The organism is Achromobacter sp. KK8 (assembly GCF_054188005.1).
Map to the genome: position 1 here is coordinate 3,838,823 of NZ_CM135178.1, position 17,413 is coordinate 3,856,235.

A 17,413-nucleotide genomic window follows, 5' to 3' on the forward strand; every position below is an offset into this window, starting at 1 on the left:
CATGGGACTCGTGGCGCTCACTCGTCCCACTCCCGCTTGCAGCTGCTGACGTAGCGTTTTGAGGAAATGATGAATTTTTGGGTCCCTGTAATCTTCGGTACGTTCAAGATCCTCGTGTTGGGCACGGGCATGTTTCTGGCCATCAAGTCCCATTACGACGGGGCAAAAAAGGACAAGGAAAAGCTGGCGAAGGAGAAAGAGAAGGAGATGAAGGCAACGTAGGGATGCCTCGTTGCTATTGCGAGGCTTCATATTCCAGTTCGTCTGCATGAGCGCTCGCAAGCCTCGCGGTTTCGGTTTGGCTGTGTCGGCGCGATGGCCGGCATTCGGCGCACTGCGTTTTGCGCCAAGTCTCAGCGGGCGTCCTTTACTCCGAGGGGTACCGCCGTTACACAATGTGGCCAGCGATAGCCGGGAAATCTGTTTGACTCGGTGAGGCGCGGCCCGGATGCCGGGACGCGCGCAACCCGCATCAACCGGAGGACATACACATGTACATCATCATGGGGGGGACCGGCCACGTCGGGGCGGCAACCGCGCGCGCTTTGCTCGCGCTTGGCGCGGAGGTAACCATAGTCACCCGCTCGGCGGCTCGCGCCGCGCACTGGCGCGCTCGGGGCGCCGACATTGTCCAGGCCAATGTGGAAGACGTGGCGTCATTACGCGCCGCGTTCCGGCGTGGCCGACGCGCTTTTCTACTGAATCCTCCGGCGGACACCACCACCGACACCGACGTCGTCGAAAGACATACCGTTGCGAACATACTCTCCGCGCTCGAGGGATCCGGGCTTGAAAAAGTCGTTGCCGAATCGACGGGCGGCGCCCGGCCGGGCAGCCGCATTGGCGATTTGAACGTGCTGTGGGAGCTGGAAGAAGGGCTACGGGCCCAGGCGTTGCCGGCGGCCGTGAACCGTGCTGCTTACTACATGAGCAACTGGGACGGGTTCCTCGAAACGGTGCGCAACACCGGCGTGTTGCCCAGTCTTTTCCCGGCGGATCTCGCCATCCCGATGGTCGCGCCGAAAGATCTGGGCGAAGTCGCGGCCGCCCGTTTAATGACGTCTCTCGACGACCGCGGCGTCCGCTACGTAGAAGGCCCGAGGCGGTATACACCCAGCGACGTAGCGCGAGCGTTCGCCGAGACCTTGGGCCGGCCTGTCGAGGTCCGCGTCGTACCGCGAGCGGCATGGCGGCAGACGTTCGTCAGCCAGGGATTTTCTGAAGCCGCCGCTGAATCCTATGCCCGTATGACCGAGGTGAGCGTCGATAGCGGCTTCGACTTGTCGGACACCCCGCTGCGCGGATCGACCACGCTGGAGGCTTACATTCGGGACCTGGTGGCCCCGCTCTAGATATCGGCGACATCGCGCAGCCGTACGCCGGAGAAGTTGGCCGCGCGCAATGCATCGAACATGGCGCGGTCGCAGATGGGAGGCGCTCCCATGCGATCCTGGCGGAAGATATGGGCAGCTCCCACAACATCCTGTTTGAACACCAAGCTGGCCCCGCCGACGAGGCTGTAAAGTTTCTCGTTCTCGCCGGTCTGATAATTGTGGTCGAGCTTGATTCTCACGCGAGAAGAGGCTTCATCCAGGGCATCGAGTCTGCGCAGCACATCGCCCAGATAGTACGGAGGGGCAGGGCTGCCGTCGGCAAGGCTGAAGTCGCATGCCACAAATGCAAACGCCTCGGCGTCCAACTGCTCAAACAGTTGCTTCAACGGCTCCGACACAATCCATATGCCGGCGAGCTCTTCCAGATCGCGTGGCATTGCGCCCTTCGCCGGTACATGAACCAGGTGGGGACGCTCCGGATACTGGCCTGGCATTCCATCAGGACGCGAGACGACATTCATCCCCGGATCGATCAGCTTCACTTCGTTGGCGATTTCTATGCCGGGAACCCTGCCGTTTTCCAAGACGCCGGCGTCGATCAGGAAAAATTCGCCCTTATGGGATGCGGCGTCGGCTGAAACTTCAATGGCGCTGGATTCGGTCACGGAGGCTTCCATCACGGATGCGGGGGCGGAACGGGAATGCGGTTGAGCCGATCCTAGCCGGGCTTTGGCGCGGCCACAAGCTCGGCCGCGCGCGGCGTTTTTGCTCGCATGTTGGCGTGCGCCTCGTGGAACAGATTCCTATGTCGTTGATTGCAAGAAAGGTTTTGTGCCGCTGCCGCGCCGTTCGGTGGTCGGGTGCAGCTTCGGTTGGGCAATCGCTTCAGGCGTTTGACGCGGGGCTACGAATGCTTGCCGGAAGCGGACGGCTACCAAGGTCCGCTTCCGGCCAATAACGGGCATTCCTTCTGACTTCGATATGATGATCTCGCCCCGCCGAAGCCCATAGAATCTGAGAACTAACCAGGCCCGCGGTCCTATGGTTTTTCTTGGCCTGCAAACTCAAGGTTCAAGCCAGTCACCTCACCTTGAAACTGCGCCGTGGCTTCCCTCATATCCATAAAGTAGTTCTGCAACGTAAGCGTCATGCCTTCGAACTGCACCCGACGATCAAATGGTCGCAGGAGGTCAAACTGCTTCCTGATAATGCTGCCGCCTTGAAGGTAATCCACCAAGTCAAGCGCCTGGAAGGTTTCATCACGCCAGAAGCGCATTTCCCCCCCAGACGAGAGCCGAACGAAACCGCGGGCTACTACATTGGTAAGTTCATGCACTTGTCGCACCGGGTGTGTTCCCATGGTGTACCCGTTGAACACCCGGTTGGCAGTGATGATGCCGGTATGGATATCCGTTGTGACGGCAACATCCCAACCCAGCCACTTGAGCAGACGTTCCTGGTTTGGTGGAACCTTCATCCAACGCAAGCGGAGATCCAGTTGGTCGCGAGCTTTCTTCAGGTGCTCGTAGCTCGTTCGCAATTCGTGAGCCGACACCGGCAGGAATGAGTTCTTACACTCGAAAATGAAGAGATGCCCGTCTCGCGACGCGACTATGTCTGTCTCTCGCTTTCCTTCGATATCGAACTTGAAGTTGCTTCGTACCTTGAATCCCGCGTCTTTCAGAGCGGCCACTACGGCCTGCTCCATCGGATCCTTGCCGTCAAGCTGAACACGTCGTAGATCGTTAGCCACTACGACGTTTCGCACGAGACTCGACCGCGCGATCATTGCTGGCGCGAGGACTAAGTAGCCCGCAGCTTCGATGAGTGGTCGGTACTGTAGGTCAATGAACTTCTGGTCTGCTCGTAATGTGAGGATGTTGACAACCTCTTGTGCTTTCGCGGGCGGCAGGATCTGGCCGATTGTCGTCACAATATCTTTGAGGCGCATCACCGGTAGGACGGAACGTGCCCGCAGGCGTTGCTGATGCTCGTCTGGCTGAATCTCCTTAAGCGCTTGCTGGAAGACGGCACTAAAGAATGCGAACATGCGTTGCACTTTCATGATGTCGCCTGCGGTGAGTGTCTCCGTGACCTGAAGCGACAGCGGATCGCTCTGGCGGAAGTTGTCGATCCCTAGACCAATTAGCACCGCGACTTCCTCCGCGAAGAATTGGTTCGCGGCTATAGGTGCAAAGAATCCAGGATCTTGGTGCACTCGAAAAACAAGCCGCTCGATGGGTTCGGTGCGCAACTCGACGCACTCACCCAGCCCCCCATGCGCGAAAGCCGCATCGATGAACGACTCCATGGTAGGAAGCTGCTCGTTGTTCTCGTGAAACTCCCTGGCAACATCGCTGGCGCGAATTTCTCCTTGCAAGCTGCTTTGGATGTAGCCCAAGCGAATGGACTTTTCAAAGGCTTCATCTATGGACAGCACCTTGAGTTCTTTGCCGCTCTGCTCAATCTTGTAGGGCAGGCCATCGAGCATCGCCTCAACCTCAAAGAGCTCATTGAGCCGAGCTGCGTCCATCAGCAACTCCGGATAGACGCTCTGGTATGGAGATACGAGCAATTCGTCAACGAGTTGCCAGTCTTTGGGTACGGTGCCAACTTCCTCACGCATCAGGTGCAAAATGAAGGACAGGGCCTGCGTGATTTCCTCAGTCGTCCAATGTTCGAATTTTGAAGAGTCCTGGAGCCGGTCGCCTCCCCTCCACCCATTGGCGAAGGCTTCGTTGACAATAACCAGCAGGCTCTTCTGAGCGACCTTGCGCCGAGATCTGAGGCGCAGTATCAGGCCTTCACGAAGCTGCCGTGCAGCAGGCGCGAGATTGAGAAGTAGCCGAACTGAGCGCAAGAACTCCAGCCGGTCTGGGCGGATTGTGACCTTTGGCAAGAGTGCCAAGCCGGCTTCCACTGCTTTGATAATCGCACCAGACTGGAACTTGTACCGCGATGCCCGCAACAGACCGTCGCGTCGAAGCCGCGCAACCGCGCTGTCCGCATCCCACAAAAGCAATGCAAGCAATACCGCGACAGACCACTGGTGGTCGTTTTTTTCCAAGTAGACCTTAAAAGCGTCAAGTGCAGCTTTCGCCTCGTCTTTGGTGGCCAATACCGGCCCGCTCGCCACCGCAGCAGCGGTGATGGCCGCAATCGTTTTGTGGCCGCGCAATTGTGTAGCTTTCGCGAGAATGCCCACTACCTATCCCTAATTCCTTTTTAAGCACGCGACAGTCTAGCGTTAGCATTCATTGCCGCAGTGCACCAGGGTTGCATCTAAATTAGATGATTCCTCGTCTGTCGGGCGGTGAGGAAGAGTATTGGCCCGTGTGGCGAGCGAAAATGATCCATAGAGGGGACATCGAACATTCTCGGTGCGATTCATTTTCGTGCTTGTCCGAGCTCTACACGGAGCGGTCTTATGGGTTCCCGAGCTGCTGCACACTACTGGAAGGCCGATTTGCAATGTGCCGGTGTTCAAACGGGCAACAGCACGAGCCGGAAGCGTCTGCAAATGCTTGGAGCATCCTCCCCTTCGCAAGCCAACCCGAGCGCCGCGATGCGGCCACGAATGGCCTTCCGCCCGATTCACCGTCGGGACCTTCACGTGGCACTTCCACTCGGCAAGCGGACTATCAATCGCTCAAAGAACAGGATTCACGTGATCAGCACGTTGGCGAATTCCGCCAGCCGGTTGCATCTGTTGGTAAGGAAGGCACTAAAGTCATCGTTGAAATCGTCCTTCCGGCAGAATGCAGAAGTGAGGGTTGCAGCCTGCTCTTCCTCGTGACCGACCACAAGATCATTAATGTAGATCGATGGCTTCTTTCTTCCGATGTGCTTGTTCTCCGCCGCACTGAGGAAGCAAAAATTCCCAAGCGAATTGATTTCAATTTCGGAGCGGCCGATGTCGCGCAGGAAGGCGCGAGGGTAGATATGATGGAACTCAGAACGGTTGTAGCGTTGCAGCACCTTGTCCAAGTCGATACTCTTTCCAGACAGAAGGCTGCGGGGGCCATTGTTCCCCAGCAGAAGAACAAAAGTCTTGGTGGCTGCCGCGCCCACCCGGAACGTGCCTTTGAAGAAGTCCGGCGTCACCACAACCTCGATTGCGTCTAGCGTATTCGCCTGCCCCGTCTTCAACCTAATCATCTGCTCGATATCGTGAATCGTGGTCTTTCGCGTTTGGCTCGTGTATCTGCTAGAAAAGCACGTGCGCCAGAACCATCGCTTGATCGTCTGGTAAGTCGGACCTCCATACAAAACCTCCTTGCCGTCCGGCTCAGCAAAGAATGCCGCCAGCGGAATGAGCATCGCTGGGTACGGAAGTAACTTCAAGTGAACAACATTGAGTTGCGTTCTCAAAAAATCAATTGCACCACGGATTCCATTTTCAACCTTCGGAAACTGCGCGCGGACCTCCGCACCGTTTAGGTCGAGTAATTTCTCTGGCCCTGGCTCATTGGTCAGAATTCCAGCGACGCAACTCAATAAAAGATCGGCGTCATCCCCTACTCCCGCAAAGCCGAACTCGGAAAGCTCTTCGCGAAGCTCCCTGAATTTTTCGAGAAGGTCAAAATCATCACTCCATGTCCATGCCGAGAGAAGTTGGAGCGTATCGAGAGCAATGCCAAGGTGGTTGATCCTCTCGAATACGATAGCAACAATTGAGCGATCTTCACTCTTCAGAATTTGTACAGGAATCTGTACTTCTTTGAACTTTTCCTGAAGCCTGTCGATTCGTCCGATTTGCTCTTTGCCCAGATGTTCAGTGTTCTCCCGGTACTTGACCGAATCGAAGAGGACACTCACGGGGAAATATCGGCTCTTGTCGTACTCATCTCCAGGCGAAATCGGAACGAATGCACTGTCTTGGGCGTTGTGATTCGCCTCCAGATCGAAGTAGATGTCGGCCCACTCAGGGTTCGGCTCCGGCTTTAACTCAGTCTGGAAGACGGTGAAAATTGACGTAAGCCGCTGCTGTCCATCGAGAACGTAGTCAATCGGATAGTCAGCCTGCGGGTCAGGTAGCGTGAAGGTGCCCAAATTGCGTTCGGTCGCTAGCTTCTGCTTTGTACGCCAGAACAACAAGGAGCCAAACGGGAAGCCCTTATAAATGCTATCCAGCAGGTAAGCTACTCGATCCATCTCCCAAACGAATCCCCGCTGGAACGCGGGAATCCGAATTTCCCCGCTGACAACTGCATCCAAAATCTTCCGGATCGGGTAGTGTTGATATTCCATCGTCTCTGCCGTGTCATTCTTGAGTGACCACAAATGTACCGGGAAATTACAAATGATGGAATGCTTACCTAGGAGTTCGACCACGGAAACGGCCATCTCATTCTCGGACCCGTTGTACTGGGCGGAAGCCCATGCCGGACATCGAAAGGACACTCCCTGAAGGGAGCACTATCCTTGTACTGCGACGAAGCTGCCAAGCGGACCACGGGGGCCTTCGGACATCGCCCCGTACCTTGCCCTATGTGTGTCGCTAGATGATTTGTTCGCTGTGACGAAATGCTGAATGACCGCTGTATTTCGGAAGCTGTGGCCGCAACCGTGCAGCGGCGACCGTCCGTTTCGGGTCGTAACGAGCCCCTCGCACTTCCCGCCGATCAAAGCAAAAAGCCGCGCTTCCCCAACAGGAAACGCGGCTCCATTCAGGACCGGCGCGTCGACGCCGGTCCCATCCTTCAATGCATCTGCCCGTACTTGCCGGCGTTGAAGTCCTGGATCGCCTCGACGATCTCCGCTTGGGAGTTCATCACGAACGGCCCGTACCCCACCACCGGCTCGTCGATCGGCTCGCCGCTCAGCACCAGGAACACGGCGTCGTTGTTGGCTTCGACCGTGATCTCGTCGCCGTCCTGCGAGAACAGCGTCAGCTGCGCGTCGCGCGCCACGGCTTCGCCGTTGACCAGCACCGTGCCGCGCAGCATCACCAGCATGCTGTTGCGGCCCGCCGGGATCGCGAAGGTCGTGGCCTTGCCCGCGGACAGGCGCACGTCCCACACGTCGATCGGCGTGAAGGTGCGCGCCGGGCCGGTCTGGCCGCCATAGCTGCCGGCGATGACGCGCAGCGAGCCGGCATCGTCGGGCAACGACACGACCGGGATATCCGCGTTCAGCAGGCTCTGGTAGCCGGCCGGGGCCTTCTTGTCCTTGGCCGGCAGGTTGACCCACAGCTGCACCATCTCCAGCTCGCCGCCCTTGCGGGTGAACGCGGGGGAGTGGAACTCTTCATGCAGGATGCCCGAGGCGGCCGTCATCCACTGGACGTCGCCGGGCCCGATGACGCCGCCGTTGCCGGTGGAGTCACGGTGCTCGACCTCGCCGCTGTAGACGATGGTCACGGTTTCGAAGCCGCGGTGCGGATGCTGGCCGACGCCGCGCGGTTGCGTGGCCGGCGTGAATTGCGCCGGGCCGGCGTAGTCCAGGAGCAGGAACGGGCTGACGTTCTTGCCCTTGTCGTTGTACGAGAACATCGAGCGCACCGGAAAGCCGTCGCCCACCCAGTGGGGACGGGGACTGGCATGCACACCCAGAATCTTCTTCATGATCGTCATTCCTGTTGCGCGGCCCCTGCGGGGCCGTTCGTCATACCTATCAAGATAAGGGCGGGACGGCGGTTGCGGTAGTCCCCTCCATTGATAAGCACCGTTCCAGCAATAGGACGCTGACGGCCCCAAGGCGGGCCAGCGTTGCCAGTGCGGCGAGGGCGGGGGGAGGAATTCCGGGCTTGGCGCGGTGCCGGCGGCCGGCGCGACCCGCGACGAAGGGCCTGTAAACCCGGGTATTCTTGCGCCATGCAACGACAAGCCGACACAGCCGTGGCTGACCGATCTCCCCAAGTCCAGGGCTTCGCCCCGGTGGCCGCCGCCGACGCCCGCATCCTGGTGCTGGGCTCCATGCCCGGCGTGGCGTCGCTGCGGCAGGCACGCTACTACGCCCACCCGCGCAACGCCTTCTGGCCCATCGCGGCCCAGGTGCTCGGCTTCGATCCCGCCGCCGATTACGCGCGGCGCCTGCAAGCGCTGCGATCCGCCGGCGTCGCGCTCTGGGACGTGCTGCAGGCCTGCGAACGGCCGGGCAGCCTGGATGCGGACATCCGTGTCGACACCCTGGTGCCCAACGACTTCGCGGCGTTCCTTGGGGCCCATCCACGCCTGGCGCGGGTCTGCTTCAACGGCGCCAAGGCGGCCAGCCTCTACCGCCGCCATGTGCTGCCGCGCCTGCCGCAGCGACCGTTGCAATATGTCGACCTGCCATCCACCAGCCCGGCCCACGCGGCCGCATCGTTCGAGAAGAAACTGGCCGCCTGGCGCGAGGCGTTGACGATGCCGGCCTGAGCCTGCGCGTTGGGGCGTTGGCGGCGCGGGTGCCGCGACATGCGGCCGGAGACGAAGCGCGGAAAGCGGAAGGTGAAAAGCGGAATACGAGCGGCGCTTGGCCGTGCGCGAGGCGGCCGGTCAGTCCCGCCGGCCGCGACCTTCAGCGCCTACGATCGGGGGGGCTGGCAGGAAGGCGGCGCCTGCGGCGCCGGACGCCGCCGCAAGACCGGCCGCCCGGCGGGCCTGCGCCAGGCTGGCCTGGACCTGCTCGTGGACGGGACCGTCGGGGTCGACCAGGGGCAGCAGGCGCTCCCAGTCGTCAATGGCCTGCTGGAAGTCGCCCCGGAAAAATGCGCTGGTGCCGGCCAGGGCCAGGCCTTTCACGTCGTCGGGCGCGAGCGTCAGCAGCAGGGCGATCAGGCGGTCGGGTTCGCCGGAAAAATCGCCGTCCGCCGCCGTGGCCAGGAGGTCGGCCCACTCCGCCAATACGCCGGGATCTTGCGGCGCCCGGGCGCCGATGCGCGCCCAGGTTGCCGCGCCGTCGGCGAAATCTCCCAGCGTTGCGTAGGTGTGGGCCAATGTCGTCCAGGCCGCGGCGTCGTCCGGATGGGCTTGCAGGTGTTGGATCAAGCCGGCCAGCCGGTCGGCCATGGGATCGTTGGCGTCGTGGCCGGCGCTGGCGGGGATCGCCGCGTCCAGGCTGGCGTGCGCCGGCGCCAGGGCCGACGGCGTGCCAAGCACGGCATACAGGCCGACGCTGATCGCGCCCAGTCCCAGGGCCACGGCCAGGGCCCAGCGCGGCGCGGGCCGGGTATCCAGGGGATCCGGCGCTGCGCAGCCTTCGCGCAGGGCGCGCCGTTCGATCTCCGCGAGCGCCTGGGCATACTGGTCCGGGGCGATGCGCCCGCAGGCCTGGTCGGCCTGCAATTGCGCCAGTTGTTCGCGCAATACCGCCAGGGATGCCTGCGCCTGGGGCGGGCCGTCGCGGCGGCCGGTGGCCCCCGGCGCCAGCAGGGGCGGCAGCACGAACAGCAGGGCGACGGCGATCATGCCGGCCGCGAGGAGCCAGAACAGGGTCACGGGGCGCGCTCCCCGCCGGCAGCGGACGGACCGGCGTCTTCCGAGAGGTCGGCCAGCAGGGCACGGGCCGCTTGCGCTTGCGGCGCAGGCAGGGGCGGCTCCGGCGTGCGGGCATGGCGTCGCAAGCGCCACAGCAGGCCGCCCATGGCGCCGGCAAGCAGCACGCCGGGCCCGATCCAGAGCAGCGCGGTGCGGGTTTTCAGCGGGGGGCGATAGAGCACGTAGTCGCCATACCGCGACACCAGGAACTGGCGCACCTGGGCGTCGTCCTGGCCCGCCTGGAACAGGCGGCGCACTTCGTCGCGCAGGTCGCGTGCCAGCGGCGCGCGCGAGTCCGCCAGCGATTCGTTCTGGCACACCAGGCAGCGCAGGTCGCGCGTGAAGGCCTGGACGCGCGCTTCCAGGGCCGGGTCGGGCGCGGCGGCGGGCGCCTCGCCGGCCGTGGCGCGGGCCGCGATGGCCAGCGCCAGCGCGACGCCGCCGCAGGCCGCGCGCAAGCCGGCGGCCAAGGCGGCGCGCCGGGGCGCGGGGCGGGGCGCGCGGAGGATGTCAGGGTTCATTCAGCGCCTCCCGCGCCCGGGGGATCAGGATGTTGTCGAGCACGTCCTGCGTGACCGGCCCGACGTGCTTGTAGCGGATCACGCCTTGGGCGTCGATGAGAAAGGTCTCGGGCACGCCGTACACGCCATAGTCGATGCCGAGTTTGCCGCCGGGGTCGACCACCGTGGCGGTGTAGGGGTCGCCCAGGCGCGCCAGCCATTCGCGGGCGGCGCTGTCTTCGTCCTTGTAGTCCAGCCCGACGATGGCGATGCGGCCTTCGCGGGCGGCGCGCAGCAGCACGGGGTGTTCGGCGCGGCAGGCGACGCACCAGCTGGCCCAGACGTTGAGCAGCCAGACCTGGCCGCGCATGTCGTCCAGCCCGAACTGGCGTCCGGGCGCGTCCAGCCGCGCCAGCGTGAAAGGCGGCGCGGGCTGACGCAGCAAGGGCGAGGGCAGCTCGCGTGGGTCCAGCCCCAGGCCAATGGCGAGCAGGGCCGTCAGGCCGATGAACAACAGCAGGGGCAGGAGGGATCGGAGTTTCATGGCTGTTCGCTGTGCGGTCGCCGGGTGTGTTGCGGGGGCGCGGCGTCGCGCCGCGACGTCTGCTTGCGATAACGGCGGTCGCCGGCGGCGGCCAGGCCTCCCAGCATCATCAACGCGCAGCCGGCCCAGATCCAGCTGATGAACGGTTTGTGGAACAGGTTCACGATCCAGCTGCCGTCGGGCAGGCCTTCGCCCAGGGCGGTGTAGAGGTCGCGCAAGGGGCCGACGTCAATGGCCGACTGCGTCATCGGCATTGCCTGCGCCACGTAGCGGCGGGTCTCGGGTCGCAGCGTGGCGACGTGCTTGTCGCCGCGCGCGACATCGAGGGTGGCGCGCGCGGCGATCCAGTTGGGACCGGCGACCTGCTCCACGCCGCCGAAGGTGAAGGTGTACCCGGCCAGGCGGGCGGTCTGGCCGGGCAGCATGCGCACGTCCAGTTGCGACTGGAAGCTGTTGACCATGGTGACGCCGATGATGAACACGCCCAGGCCGAGATGGGCCAGCCACATGCCCCACCAGCTTCCGGGAATGCCGCGCAGGCGGGTGGCGATGCCGGCCCGGCCGCCGCCGCGCAGGCGCTCGCCCAGCAATTGCAGGCTGCCCAGCACGATCCAGGCCGCCAGCGACAGGCCCAGGCAGGTGCGCCAGGTGAAGTGTCCGAGCCCGTAGCCCAGCGCCGGGCCCAGCAGCACGCTGGCGAGCGTGGCCGGCCGCAGGCGGCGCGCCAGCCGTTGCCAGGTGTCGGCCTTCCAGCGCGCCAGGGCGCCGGGCACCAGCAGGATGAGCACTGGCGTCATCAACGGCACGAAGGTGGTGTCGAAGTAGGGCGGGCCGACCGAAATCTTGCCGAGGCCCAGGGCGTCGAGCAACAACGGATACAGGGTGCCGAGCAGGACCGCCGCGCAGGCCACCGACAGCAGCGCGTTGTTGGCCAGCAAGGCGGCGTCGCGCGACACGAGCTCGAAGCGGCCGCCACCCTGCAGCCGCGGCGCGCGCCAGGCGTACAGCAGCAGCGATGCGCCGACCACCGCCACCAGCAGGCACAGGATGAACAGGCCGCGCGCCGGGTCGGTGGCGAAGGCATGTACCGAGGTGACGACGCCGGACCGCACCAGGAACGTGCCCAGCAGCGACAGCGAGAAGGTGCCGATCGCCAGCAGCACGGTCCAGCCGCGGAACGCGCCGCGCTTTTCCGTCACGGCCAGCGAATGGATCAGCGCGGTGCCCAGCAGCCACGGCATGAACGAGGCGTTCTCGACCGGATCCCAGAACCACCAGCCGCCCCAGCCCAGCTCGTAATAGGCCCAACTCGATCCCACCGCGATGCCGGCGGTCAGCAGGACCCACGCGGCCACGGTCCAGGGCCGCGACCAGCGCGCCCAGGCGGCGTCCAGGCGCCCCGTCATCAGGGCCGCGATGGCGAAGGCGAAGGCGATGCTGAAGCCCACGTAGCCCAGGTACAGCAAGGGCGGGTGGATGATCATGCCGGGGTCCTGCAACAGCGGGTTGAGGTCGCGGCCTTCCGGCGCCGCTGGCAACAGGCGGGAAAAGGGGTTGGAGGTCAGCAGCGTGAAGGCGGTGAATCCCGCGCTGACCGCGCCCAGCACGCCCAGGACCCGCGCCGTGAAGGCCTCCGGCAGCCCGCGGCTCCAGCGCGTCACCGCCGCCGTCCAGAGCGACAGCGAGACGATCCACAGCAGCATGGAGCCCTCGTGGTTGCCCCAGACCGCGGTGATGCGGTAGATCAGCGGCGTGCGGGTGTGGCTGTTGTCCGCCACCAGCCGCACGGAGAAATCATTGGCGATGAACAGCAGGTGCAGGCAGGCGTATGACAACAGCACGAACAGCAGTTGCCCGCGCGCGGCAGCGCGGCCGACCGCCATCAGCGCCGCGCGGCCGCGCCAGGCGCCATACAGCGGCACGATGGCCTGCGCCAGCGCCAGCGCGAAGCCGAGCATCAGGGAAAAGTGGCCGACCTCGGCGATCATGGCTGTACCGTCCTGCCGGCATCGTGGGCGCGCTCGATGGCGTCGCGCGCTTCGATCGGCGTGTAGTTCTCGTCATGGCGGGCCAGCACGCTGGTGGCGGTGAACACGCCGTCGGCGTCCAGCGTGCCCTGGGCCACCACGCCCGTGCCTTCGCGGAACAGGTCGGGCAGGGCGCCGCGATACACCACGGGCACCTCGTGGGCGGTGTCGGTGACGATGAAGCGCACGCCCAGGCCGTCGGCCTCGCGTTGCAGCGAGCCGGCCAGCACCATGCCGCCGACGCGGAACAGCCGCTGTCGCGGCGCCTCGCCGCGCGCGATTTCGCTGGGCGTGTGGAAGAACACCAGGTTCTGGCGCATGGCCGTCAGGATCAGGGCGGCCGCCGCGCTCAACAGCGCGACCGCACAGAGCAGCAGGAGCAGGCGCCGGCGGCGGGGTGTCGTCATGCCGGTTCCGCGTCCCGCCGTTGCCGCCTGGCCGCCGGGCGGCTGGCGCGATCGAGCGCGGCCAGGCGTCGCAGCGCGCGGCGCCGCCGCCGCGCCAGCGACGCGCATTCGGCCAGCACCAGCAGGGCCAGCGCGCCATAGCTGCCCCAGACGTAGCCGGCGCGCCCGCCCATGTGCCAGAACGCGGCCCAGGATTCCCAGTGCATCATGCCGGCTCCTTGCGTGTTGCGGCCTCGCGGCGCGCCAGGTCGCGCACCCAGCCGGCCGGCCATTCCCGTTCCAGCACCATGACGCGCGCGCGCGCCAGCGCGACGGCGGCGGTGTAGGCCCACGCGGCCAGCGCCATCAACAGCATGGCGGCCAGCATGGTCGCCGCCATGGACGGCGCGCGCGTCAGGCTGACCGAAGCGCCCTGGTGCAGCGTGCTCCACCATGACACCGAGAAATAGATGATGGGGACGTTGATGGCGCCCACCAGCGCCACCAGCGCCCCGGCGCGGTCGCCGCGATGGGGATCGACGGTCAGGGCGGTCAGAGCCAGGTAGCCCAGGTACAGGAACCCCAGGATCAGTTGCGAGGTGAGCCGCGCGTCCCAGACCCACCAGGCGCCCCAGGTGGGCCGGCCCCACAGCGCGCCGCTCCAGAGCGCGACGAAGCAGAACAGCGTGCCGGTGGGAGCCAGCGCGCGCGCCATGATGAACGACAGGCGGGTGCGCAGGACCAGGCCGAGCGCGGACCAGAACGCCATCAGAAGATAGATGAACAGCGACATCCACGCGGCCGCGACGTGGATGAAAATGATGCGGTAGACCTCGCCCTGCGTGGCGTCGGTGGGCGCGACGAAAAAGCCGATCGCCAGGGCGCAGGCGCCAAGCACGATCGCGATTCCGGCGCACCAGGGAACCAGCCTGCCCGCCAGCGGATAGAAGGCTTGCGGCGCGGCGAACCGCAGCAGGCGGGTGGCGTGGCGGGCGGGGGGAGTGGGCATGGAAGGCATCTTCATTCTTCGACGGCGAAGCGCAGCGCCAGGACACAGGCGGGCGGGGCCAGCGCCAGCGCCGCCAGCAGCGCGCCGCCAAGCAGCAGGAACGCGGTCGTGGGCGGCTGGCCCGTGGCGCAGGCGGACACGGAGCCCGCGCCGAAGATCAGCACCGGCACGAACCAGGGCAGCAGCAACAGGGCCTGCAGCACGCCGCCGCCGCGCATCCCGAGGGCCAGCGCGGCGCCGATCGCGCCGACCAGGGCCAGTACCGGCGTTCCCAGCGCGAAAGATAGCGACAGGGTCAGGCGCGAACACTGACCCAGGTCAAACAGCAGGCCCATGAGGGGCGCCACGGCCACCAAAGGCAGACCGGTTCCGATCCAGTGCGCCGTGATCTTGGCCAGCACCCAGAGCGTGGCGGCGCCCGGCGAAAGCAGCAGTTGTTCGAGCGTGCCGTCGGCGTGGTCCTGCGCGAACAGTCGATGCTGCGACAGCAGCGTGGCGAGCAGCGCGGCGACCCATAGAACGCCGGGTCCGAGCGCGCGCAGCAAGGACGCATCGGCGCCCACGCCCAGCGGGAACAGGCAGGCGACCAGCACGAAGAAAAGCAGCGAGACAATGGCGTCGGCCCGGCCGCGGCCAAGCAGCAGCAGGTCGCGCCGCAGGACGGCGAAGAAGGGGCTGTCCTGCCACGTCATGGCGTGTGCGGGCCAAGGTCGAGGGTGCGCACCGGCCGGTCGAAGGCAACCTCCTGGTGCGTGGTCAGCAGGACGCGTCCGCCGTTGTCGCAATGGCTTGCCAGCGTCCGTGTCAGCGCCGCCACCGTGGTCGCGTCGAGCAGGTTGAAGGGTTCGTCCAGGATCCACAGCGGCCGCGCCGGGCGCAGCGACAGCCGCGCCAGCATCACGCGGCGCCGCTGGCCGCGCGACAGCACACGCGCCGGCAGGTCCAGCAGCGCCGCCAGGTCCATCCGGCAGAGGGCGTCGCGACAGGCTGCCGTGCTGACGGCATCGGCCTGGGCCTGGCACAGGAAGCGCAGGTTCTCGAGGGGGGTGAGGGAATCGGCGAGGGCGTCGGCATGGCCCAGGTAGAGCAGGTGCTGGCGGTAGGCCGGCCCCAGGCGGTGGATGTCGGCCCCGCGCCAGCACACCGTGCCGGCGTCGGCGCGCGCCAGGCCGCACAGGATGCGCAGCAGGCTGGTCTTGCCATGGCCGTTGGGCGCGGTCACGCGCAGCAATTGCCCGGCGCGCAGCTGGAACGACACGTCTTCGAACAGCAGACGGGTTCCTTTCGAACAGGTGAGCCCTTCCGCTTCAAGCATGGCCGGCGCCCATCCAGATACTCATGACAACAATCCCCGCTGCATCAAGGGCGGCGCGAAGCCGATAACGGGATGGGATATTAATGAATCCAGGCCGCGGTTTTGCGTGGCCGTGGCGCATTTGGATTTATGTCGGACGCGTTTACCGTTGGCCGCATCATGGCGCCGATCGCCACGCGACCGTATGCGTTTTCGAGCGCTGGCGGGCCGTGGCTTCAGATCGGTCTGAGTAATGGGCGCGATGGCGCGTGTGACCCGCGGCGCTTGACGGAGATCAATATGCGGGGGCCGGCCGCGCGTCGATCATGAAAAGGCATCGAACCGCCAACGGCCCTCGCGGGGACCGCCGGCCTTGCTTGTGCCGCGGCGCGGTTCGACGTAGTAGCCGTTCATATCCAAATAGTTGTACTCCGTGAAAAGCAAACCCAAGCACAGCAGCAATGGTGGTGGGGCCGAGTGGGCAAAGTTCCTGTCGCTGGCCTTTGTAGCGTGTCCCGTCGTGGCGTTTCTGATGATCTGCGTGTACGGATTCATCGTCTGGTTCGGTCAAATCCTGTTCTGGGGGCCGCCGACATGAATGCGCCGTCCGAGAAAAACGCAGCCTGAGCCACCGACATGAAAAATCCCTTCAAGATCGCCAAATCCATCATCCAATGGATGGGCGCGCTGTTGCTGCGCCCCGCCACCCGCATCGGCCTGGGCGTGCTGGTCATCGGCGGGTTCCTGGGCGGCGTCACGTTCCTGGCGCTGTTCAACACCGGCATGAACGCCACCAACACCGAGGCGTTCTGTATTTCCTGCCACTCGATGCGCGACACCGTGCTGCCGGAACTGCAGCAGAGCGTGCATTGGAAAAACCGTTCTGGCGTGCGCGCCCACTGTCCGGACTGCCACGTGCCGCATGACTTCACCTCGAAGGTCGCGCGCAAGATGCAGGCCTCGCGCGAAGTGCTGGGACACCTGATGGGCACGATCGGCACGCCCGAGAAATTCCAGGAACACCGCATCGTGCTGGCCACGCGCGAGTGGGCCCGCTTCAAGGCCAACAATTCCAAGGAATGCCGCAACTGCCACGATTACGCCAGCATGGATTTCGACAAGATGCGGGTGACCTCGCAGACCACCATGCACGGCGCGGCCGAGCGCAATGCCAGTTGCGTCGACTGCCACAAGGGCATCGCGCACCGATTGCCCGAGGTCAAGTCACAGGGCAACCCGGCGCTGGCGGCGCTCACGGCCGACGCGCGCGGCGCGGCCATCGACGCCGGCCGCGAGTACTACAGCGTCATGCCGCAGCCGATCTACGCGGACGAGGGCCTGGACCGCGAGATCGGCGCCATCGAGATCGCCACCGGCGTGAAGGTGCTGCAGAAGAAAAAGGACGCGGTGCAGGTCGAATTGCAACTCTGGAGGAAGAACAAGGGTTACGCCCGGGTGCTGTACGGCCAGTTCGGCCTGAACATCACCAGCGCCGTGCTGAGCCAGGAGGTGTCGCGCGACGACGGCGTGGTCCATGTCATCGAAAGCCGGATCGACGATGTGACCGGCCTGCAATGGCAGAAGATCGCCGCCACGGTCTGGCTGCGCGGCGGCGGCCTGGTGGCTGACGTCGCGCCGATCTGGACGGCGGCCAGGAAGAGCTATTCGCAGAGCTGCAGCGTCTGCCACCGGCAGCCGAACGAGGCCTCGCACGACGCCAACCAATGGCCCGGGCTGTTCGGCGGCATGGTCGGCTTCACCAACATGGACGACCAGACCGCCAAGCTGGTCCTGAAATACCTGCAACTGCATTCCTCCGATTTTGCTGCAAAGGACAGTGTGGCCGCGGCCCACTGAGAA

At 64.7% G+C, this 17,413-nt stretch carries 17 protein-coding genes; 4 read left to right on the forward strand and 13 right to left on the reverse strand.

From position 1 onward, the window contains the following. The first annotated feature begins 491 nt into the window (after positions 1–491). On the forward strand, positions 492–1,352 hold the full coding sequence (locus ACVN9Z_RS17710) for an NmrA family NAD(P)-binding protein (protein WP_054438828.1): 861 nt from the start codon (positions 492–494) through the stop codon (positions 1,350–1,352). On the opposite strand, the gene ACVN9Z_RS17715 is transcribed toward ACVN9Z_RS17710, so the two are convergent. The 4 genes from ACVN9Z_RS17715 to ACVN9Z_RS17730 all read right to left on the reverse strand — a co-directional run bounded on the left by ACVN9Z_RS17715 (position 1,349) and on the right by ACVN9Z_RS17730 (position 7,900). Next, positions 1,349–1,999 (reverse strand): imm11 family protein, encoded by a 651-nt coding sequence (locus tag ACVN9Z_RS17715; protein WP_238865639.1) that lies wholly within the window; start codon positions 1,997–1,999, stop codon positions 1,349–1,351. The two genes, ACVN9Z_RS17710 and ACVN9Z_RS17715, sit on opposite strands and share 4 nt — an antisense overlap. A gap of 374 nt (positions 2,000–2,373) precedes the next feature. Beyond that, positions 2,374–4,539 carry an endonuclease gene (locus tag ACVN9Z_RS17720; protein ID WP_238865641.1) on the reverse strand — a complete coding sequence of 722 codons (2,166 nt, stop codon included), beginning with the start codon at positions 4,537–4,539 and terminating at the stop codon, positions 2,374–2,376. Positions 4,540–4,997: 458 nt separating this feature from the next. Further along, the gene (locus ACVN9Z_RS17725) at positions 4,998–6,680 is read right to left on the reverse strand and encodes a DUF262 domain-containing protein (protein WP_238865643.1); all 1,683 of its coding nucleotides are present in this window, start codon (positions 6,678–6,680) and stop codon (positions 4,998–5,000) included. A gap of 356 nt (positions 6,681–7,036) precedes the next feature. Then, on the reverse strand, positions 7,037–7,900 hold the full coding sequence (locus ACVN9Z_RS17730; protein ID WP_006384111.1) for a pirin family protein: 864 nt from the start codon (positions 7,898–7,900) through the stop codon (positions 7,037–7,039). A gap of 351 nt (positions 7,901–8,251) precedes the next feature. On the opposite strand from ACVN9Z_RS17730, the gene ACVN9Z_RS17735 reads away from it, so the two are divergent. Further along, the gene (locus ACVN9Z_RS17735; RefSeq protein WP_054438967.1) at positions 8,252–8,692 is read left to right on the forward strand and encodes a DNA-deoxyinosine glycosylase; all 441 of its coding nucleotides are present in this window, start codon (positions 8,252–8,254) and stop codon (positions 8,690–8,692) included. A 120-nt stretch (positions 8,693–8,812) separates the two neighbouring features. Here the strand turns inward: ACVN9Z_RS17735 and ccmI are convergent, their stop codons facing one another. From ccmI to ccmA, 9 genes are read right to left on the reverse strand one after another with little or no spacing between them, the layout of a single operon-like run. Beyond that, entirely contained in the window at positions 8,813–9,754 is a 942-nt protein-coding gene (gene ccmI / locus ACVN9Z_RS17740; RefSeq protein WP_049055549.1) for a c-type cytochrome biogenesis protein CcmI, read from the reverse strand. After that, a complete protein-coding gene (locus ACVN9Z_RS17745) occupies positions 9,751–10,314 on the reverse strand; it encodes a cytochrome c-type biogenesis protein (protein ID WP_238865645.1) in 564 nt (187 codons plus the stop codon). Before ACVN9Z_RS17745 ends, ccmI begins: the two co-directional genes overlap by 4 nt. Then, complete coding sequence (locus ACVN9Z_RS17750; RefSeq protein ID WP_054448712.1) at positions 10,304–10,837, reverse strand: DsbE family thiol:disulfide interchange protein; 534 nt, start codon at positions 10,835–10,837, stop codon at positions 10,304–10,306. Before ACVN9Z_RS17750 ends, ACVN9Z_RS17745 begins: the two co-directional genes overlap by 11 nt. Next, a complete protein-coding gene (locus tag ACVN9Z_RS17755; RefSeq protein ID WP_238865647.1) occupies positions 10,834–12,825 on the reverse strand; it encodes a heme lyase CcmF/NrfE family subunit in 1,992 nt (663 codons plus the stop codon). Before ACVN9Z_RS17755 ends, ACVN9Z_RS17750 begins: the two co-directional genes overlap by 4 nt. Then, the gene (ccmE, locus tag ACVN9Z_RS17760) at positions 12,822–13,271 is read right to left on the reverse strand and encodes a cytochrome c maturation protein CcmE (protein WP_024068512.1); all 450 of its coding nucleotides are present in this window, start codon (positions 13,269–13,271) and stop codon (positions 12,822–12,824) included. The genes ACVN9Z_RS17755 and ccmE overlap by 4 nt, the downstream gene beginning before the upstream one ends. Further along, on the reverse strand, positions 13,268–13,480 hold the full coding sequence (ccmD, locus tag ACVN9Z_RS17765) for a heme exporter protein CcmD (RefSeq protein WP_024068513.1): 213 nt from the start codon (positions 13,478–13,480) through the stop codon (positions 13,268–13,270). Before ccmD ends, ccmE begins: the two co-directional genes overlap by 4 nt. Further along, on the reverse strand, positions 13,477–14,259 hold the full coding sequence (gene ccmC, locus ACVN9Z_RS17770; protein ID WP_054485766.1) for a heme ABC transporter permease CcmC: 783 nt from the start codon (positions 14,257–14,259) through the stop codon (positions 13,477–13,479). The genes ccmD and ccmC overlap by 4 nt, the downstream gene beginning before the upstream one ends. Positions 14,260–14,270: 11 nt before the next feature. After that, a complete protein-coding gene (ccmB, locus tag ACVN9Z_RS17775) occupies positions 14,271–14,951 on the reverse strand; it encodes a heme exporter protein CcmB (RefSeq protein WP_054448710.1) in 681 nt (226 codons plus the stop codon). After that, on the reverse strand, positions 14,948–15,574 hold the full coding sequence (gene ccmA / locus ACVN9Z_RS17780; RefSeq protein WP_054485698.1) for a cytochrome c biogenesis heme-transporting ATPase CcmA: 627 nt from the start codon (positions 15,572–15,574) through the stop codon (positions 14,948–14,950). Before ccmA ends, ccmB begins: the two co-directional genes overlap by 4 nt. A 412-nt stretch (positions 15,575–15,986) precedes the next feature. Here ccmA and ACVN9Z_RS17785 point away from each other — a divergent pair, with 412 nt between their 5' ends. Further along, positions 15,987–16,151: a periplasmic nitrate reductase, NapE protein gene (locus ACVN9Z_RS17785; protein WP_006384801.1), complete on the forward strand. Its 165-nt coding sequence runs from the start codon at positions 15,987–15,989 to the stop codon at positions 16,149–16,151. Between the two features lie 38 nt (positions 16,152–16,189). Next, positions 16,190–17,410: a pentaheme c-type cytochrome TorC gene (gene torC, locus ACVN9Z_RS17790; protein ID WP_006384800.1), complete on the forward strand. Its 1,221-nt coding sequence runs from the start codon at positions 16,190–16,192 to the stop codon at positions 17,408–17,410. The last annotated feature ends 3 nt before the right edge of the window (positions 17,411–17,413 follow it).

Coding starts and splice junctions, on each gene's coding strand:
- ccmB (WP_054448710.1), bottom strand. CDS start 14,951: ATGACGTGGCAGGACAGCCCCTTCTTCGCCGTCCTGCGGCGCGACCTG.
- torC (WP_006384800.1), top strand. CDS start 16,190: ATGAAAAATCCCTTCAAGATCGCCAAATCCATCATCCAATGGATGGGC.
- ACVN9Z_RS17725 (WP_238865643.1), bottom strand. CDS start 6,680: ATGGCCGTTTCCGTGGTCGAACTCCTAGGTAAGCATTCCATCATTTGT.
- ACVN9Z_RS17735 (WP_054438967.1), top strand. CDS start 8,252: ATGCCCGGCGTGGCGTCGCTGCGGCAGGCACGCTACTACGCCCACCCG.
- ccmA (WP_054485698.1), bottom strand. CDS start 15,574: ATGCTTGAAGCGGAAGGGCTCACCTGTTCGAAAGGAACCCGTCTGCTG.
- ACVN9Z_RS17710 (WP_054438828.1), top strand. CDS start 492: ATGTACATCATCATGGGGGGGACCGGCCACGTCGGGGCGGCAACCGCG.
- ACVN9Z_RS17755 (WP_238865647.1), bottom strand. CDS start 12,825: ATGATCGCCGAGGTCGGCCACTTTTCCCTGATGCTCGGCTTCGCGCTG.
- ccmE (WP_024068512.1), bottom strand. CDS start 13,271: ATGACGACACCCCGCCGCCGGCGCCTGCTCCTGCTGCTCTGTGCGGTC.
- ACVN9Z_RS17750 (WP_054448712.1), bottom strand. CDS start 10,837: ATGAAACTCCGATCCCTCCTGCCCCTGCTGTTGTTCATCGGCCTGACG.
- ACVN9Z_RS17730 (WP_006384111.1), bottom strand. CDS start 7,900: ATGAAGAAGATTCTGGGTGTGCATGCCAGTCCCCGTCCCCACTGGGTG.
- ccmC (WP_054485766.1), bottom strand. CDS start 14,259: ATGCCCACTCCCCCCGCCCGCCACGCCACCCGCCTGCTGCGGTTCGCC.
- ccmD (WP_024068513.1), bottom strand. CDS start 13,480: ATGATGCACTGGGAATCCTGGGCCGCGTTCTGGCACATGGGCGGGCGC.
- ACVN9Z_RS17745 (WP_238865645.1), bottom strand. CDS start 10,314: ATGAACCCTGACATCCTCCGCGCGCCCCGCCCCGCGCCCCGGCGCGCC.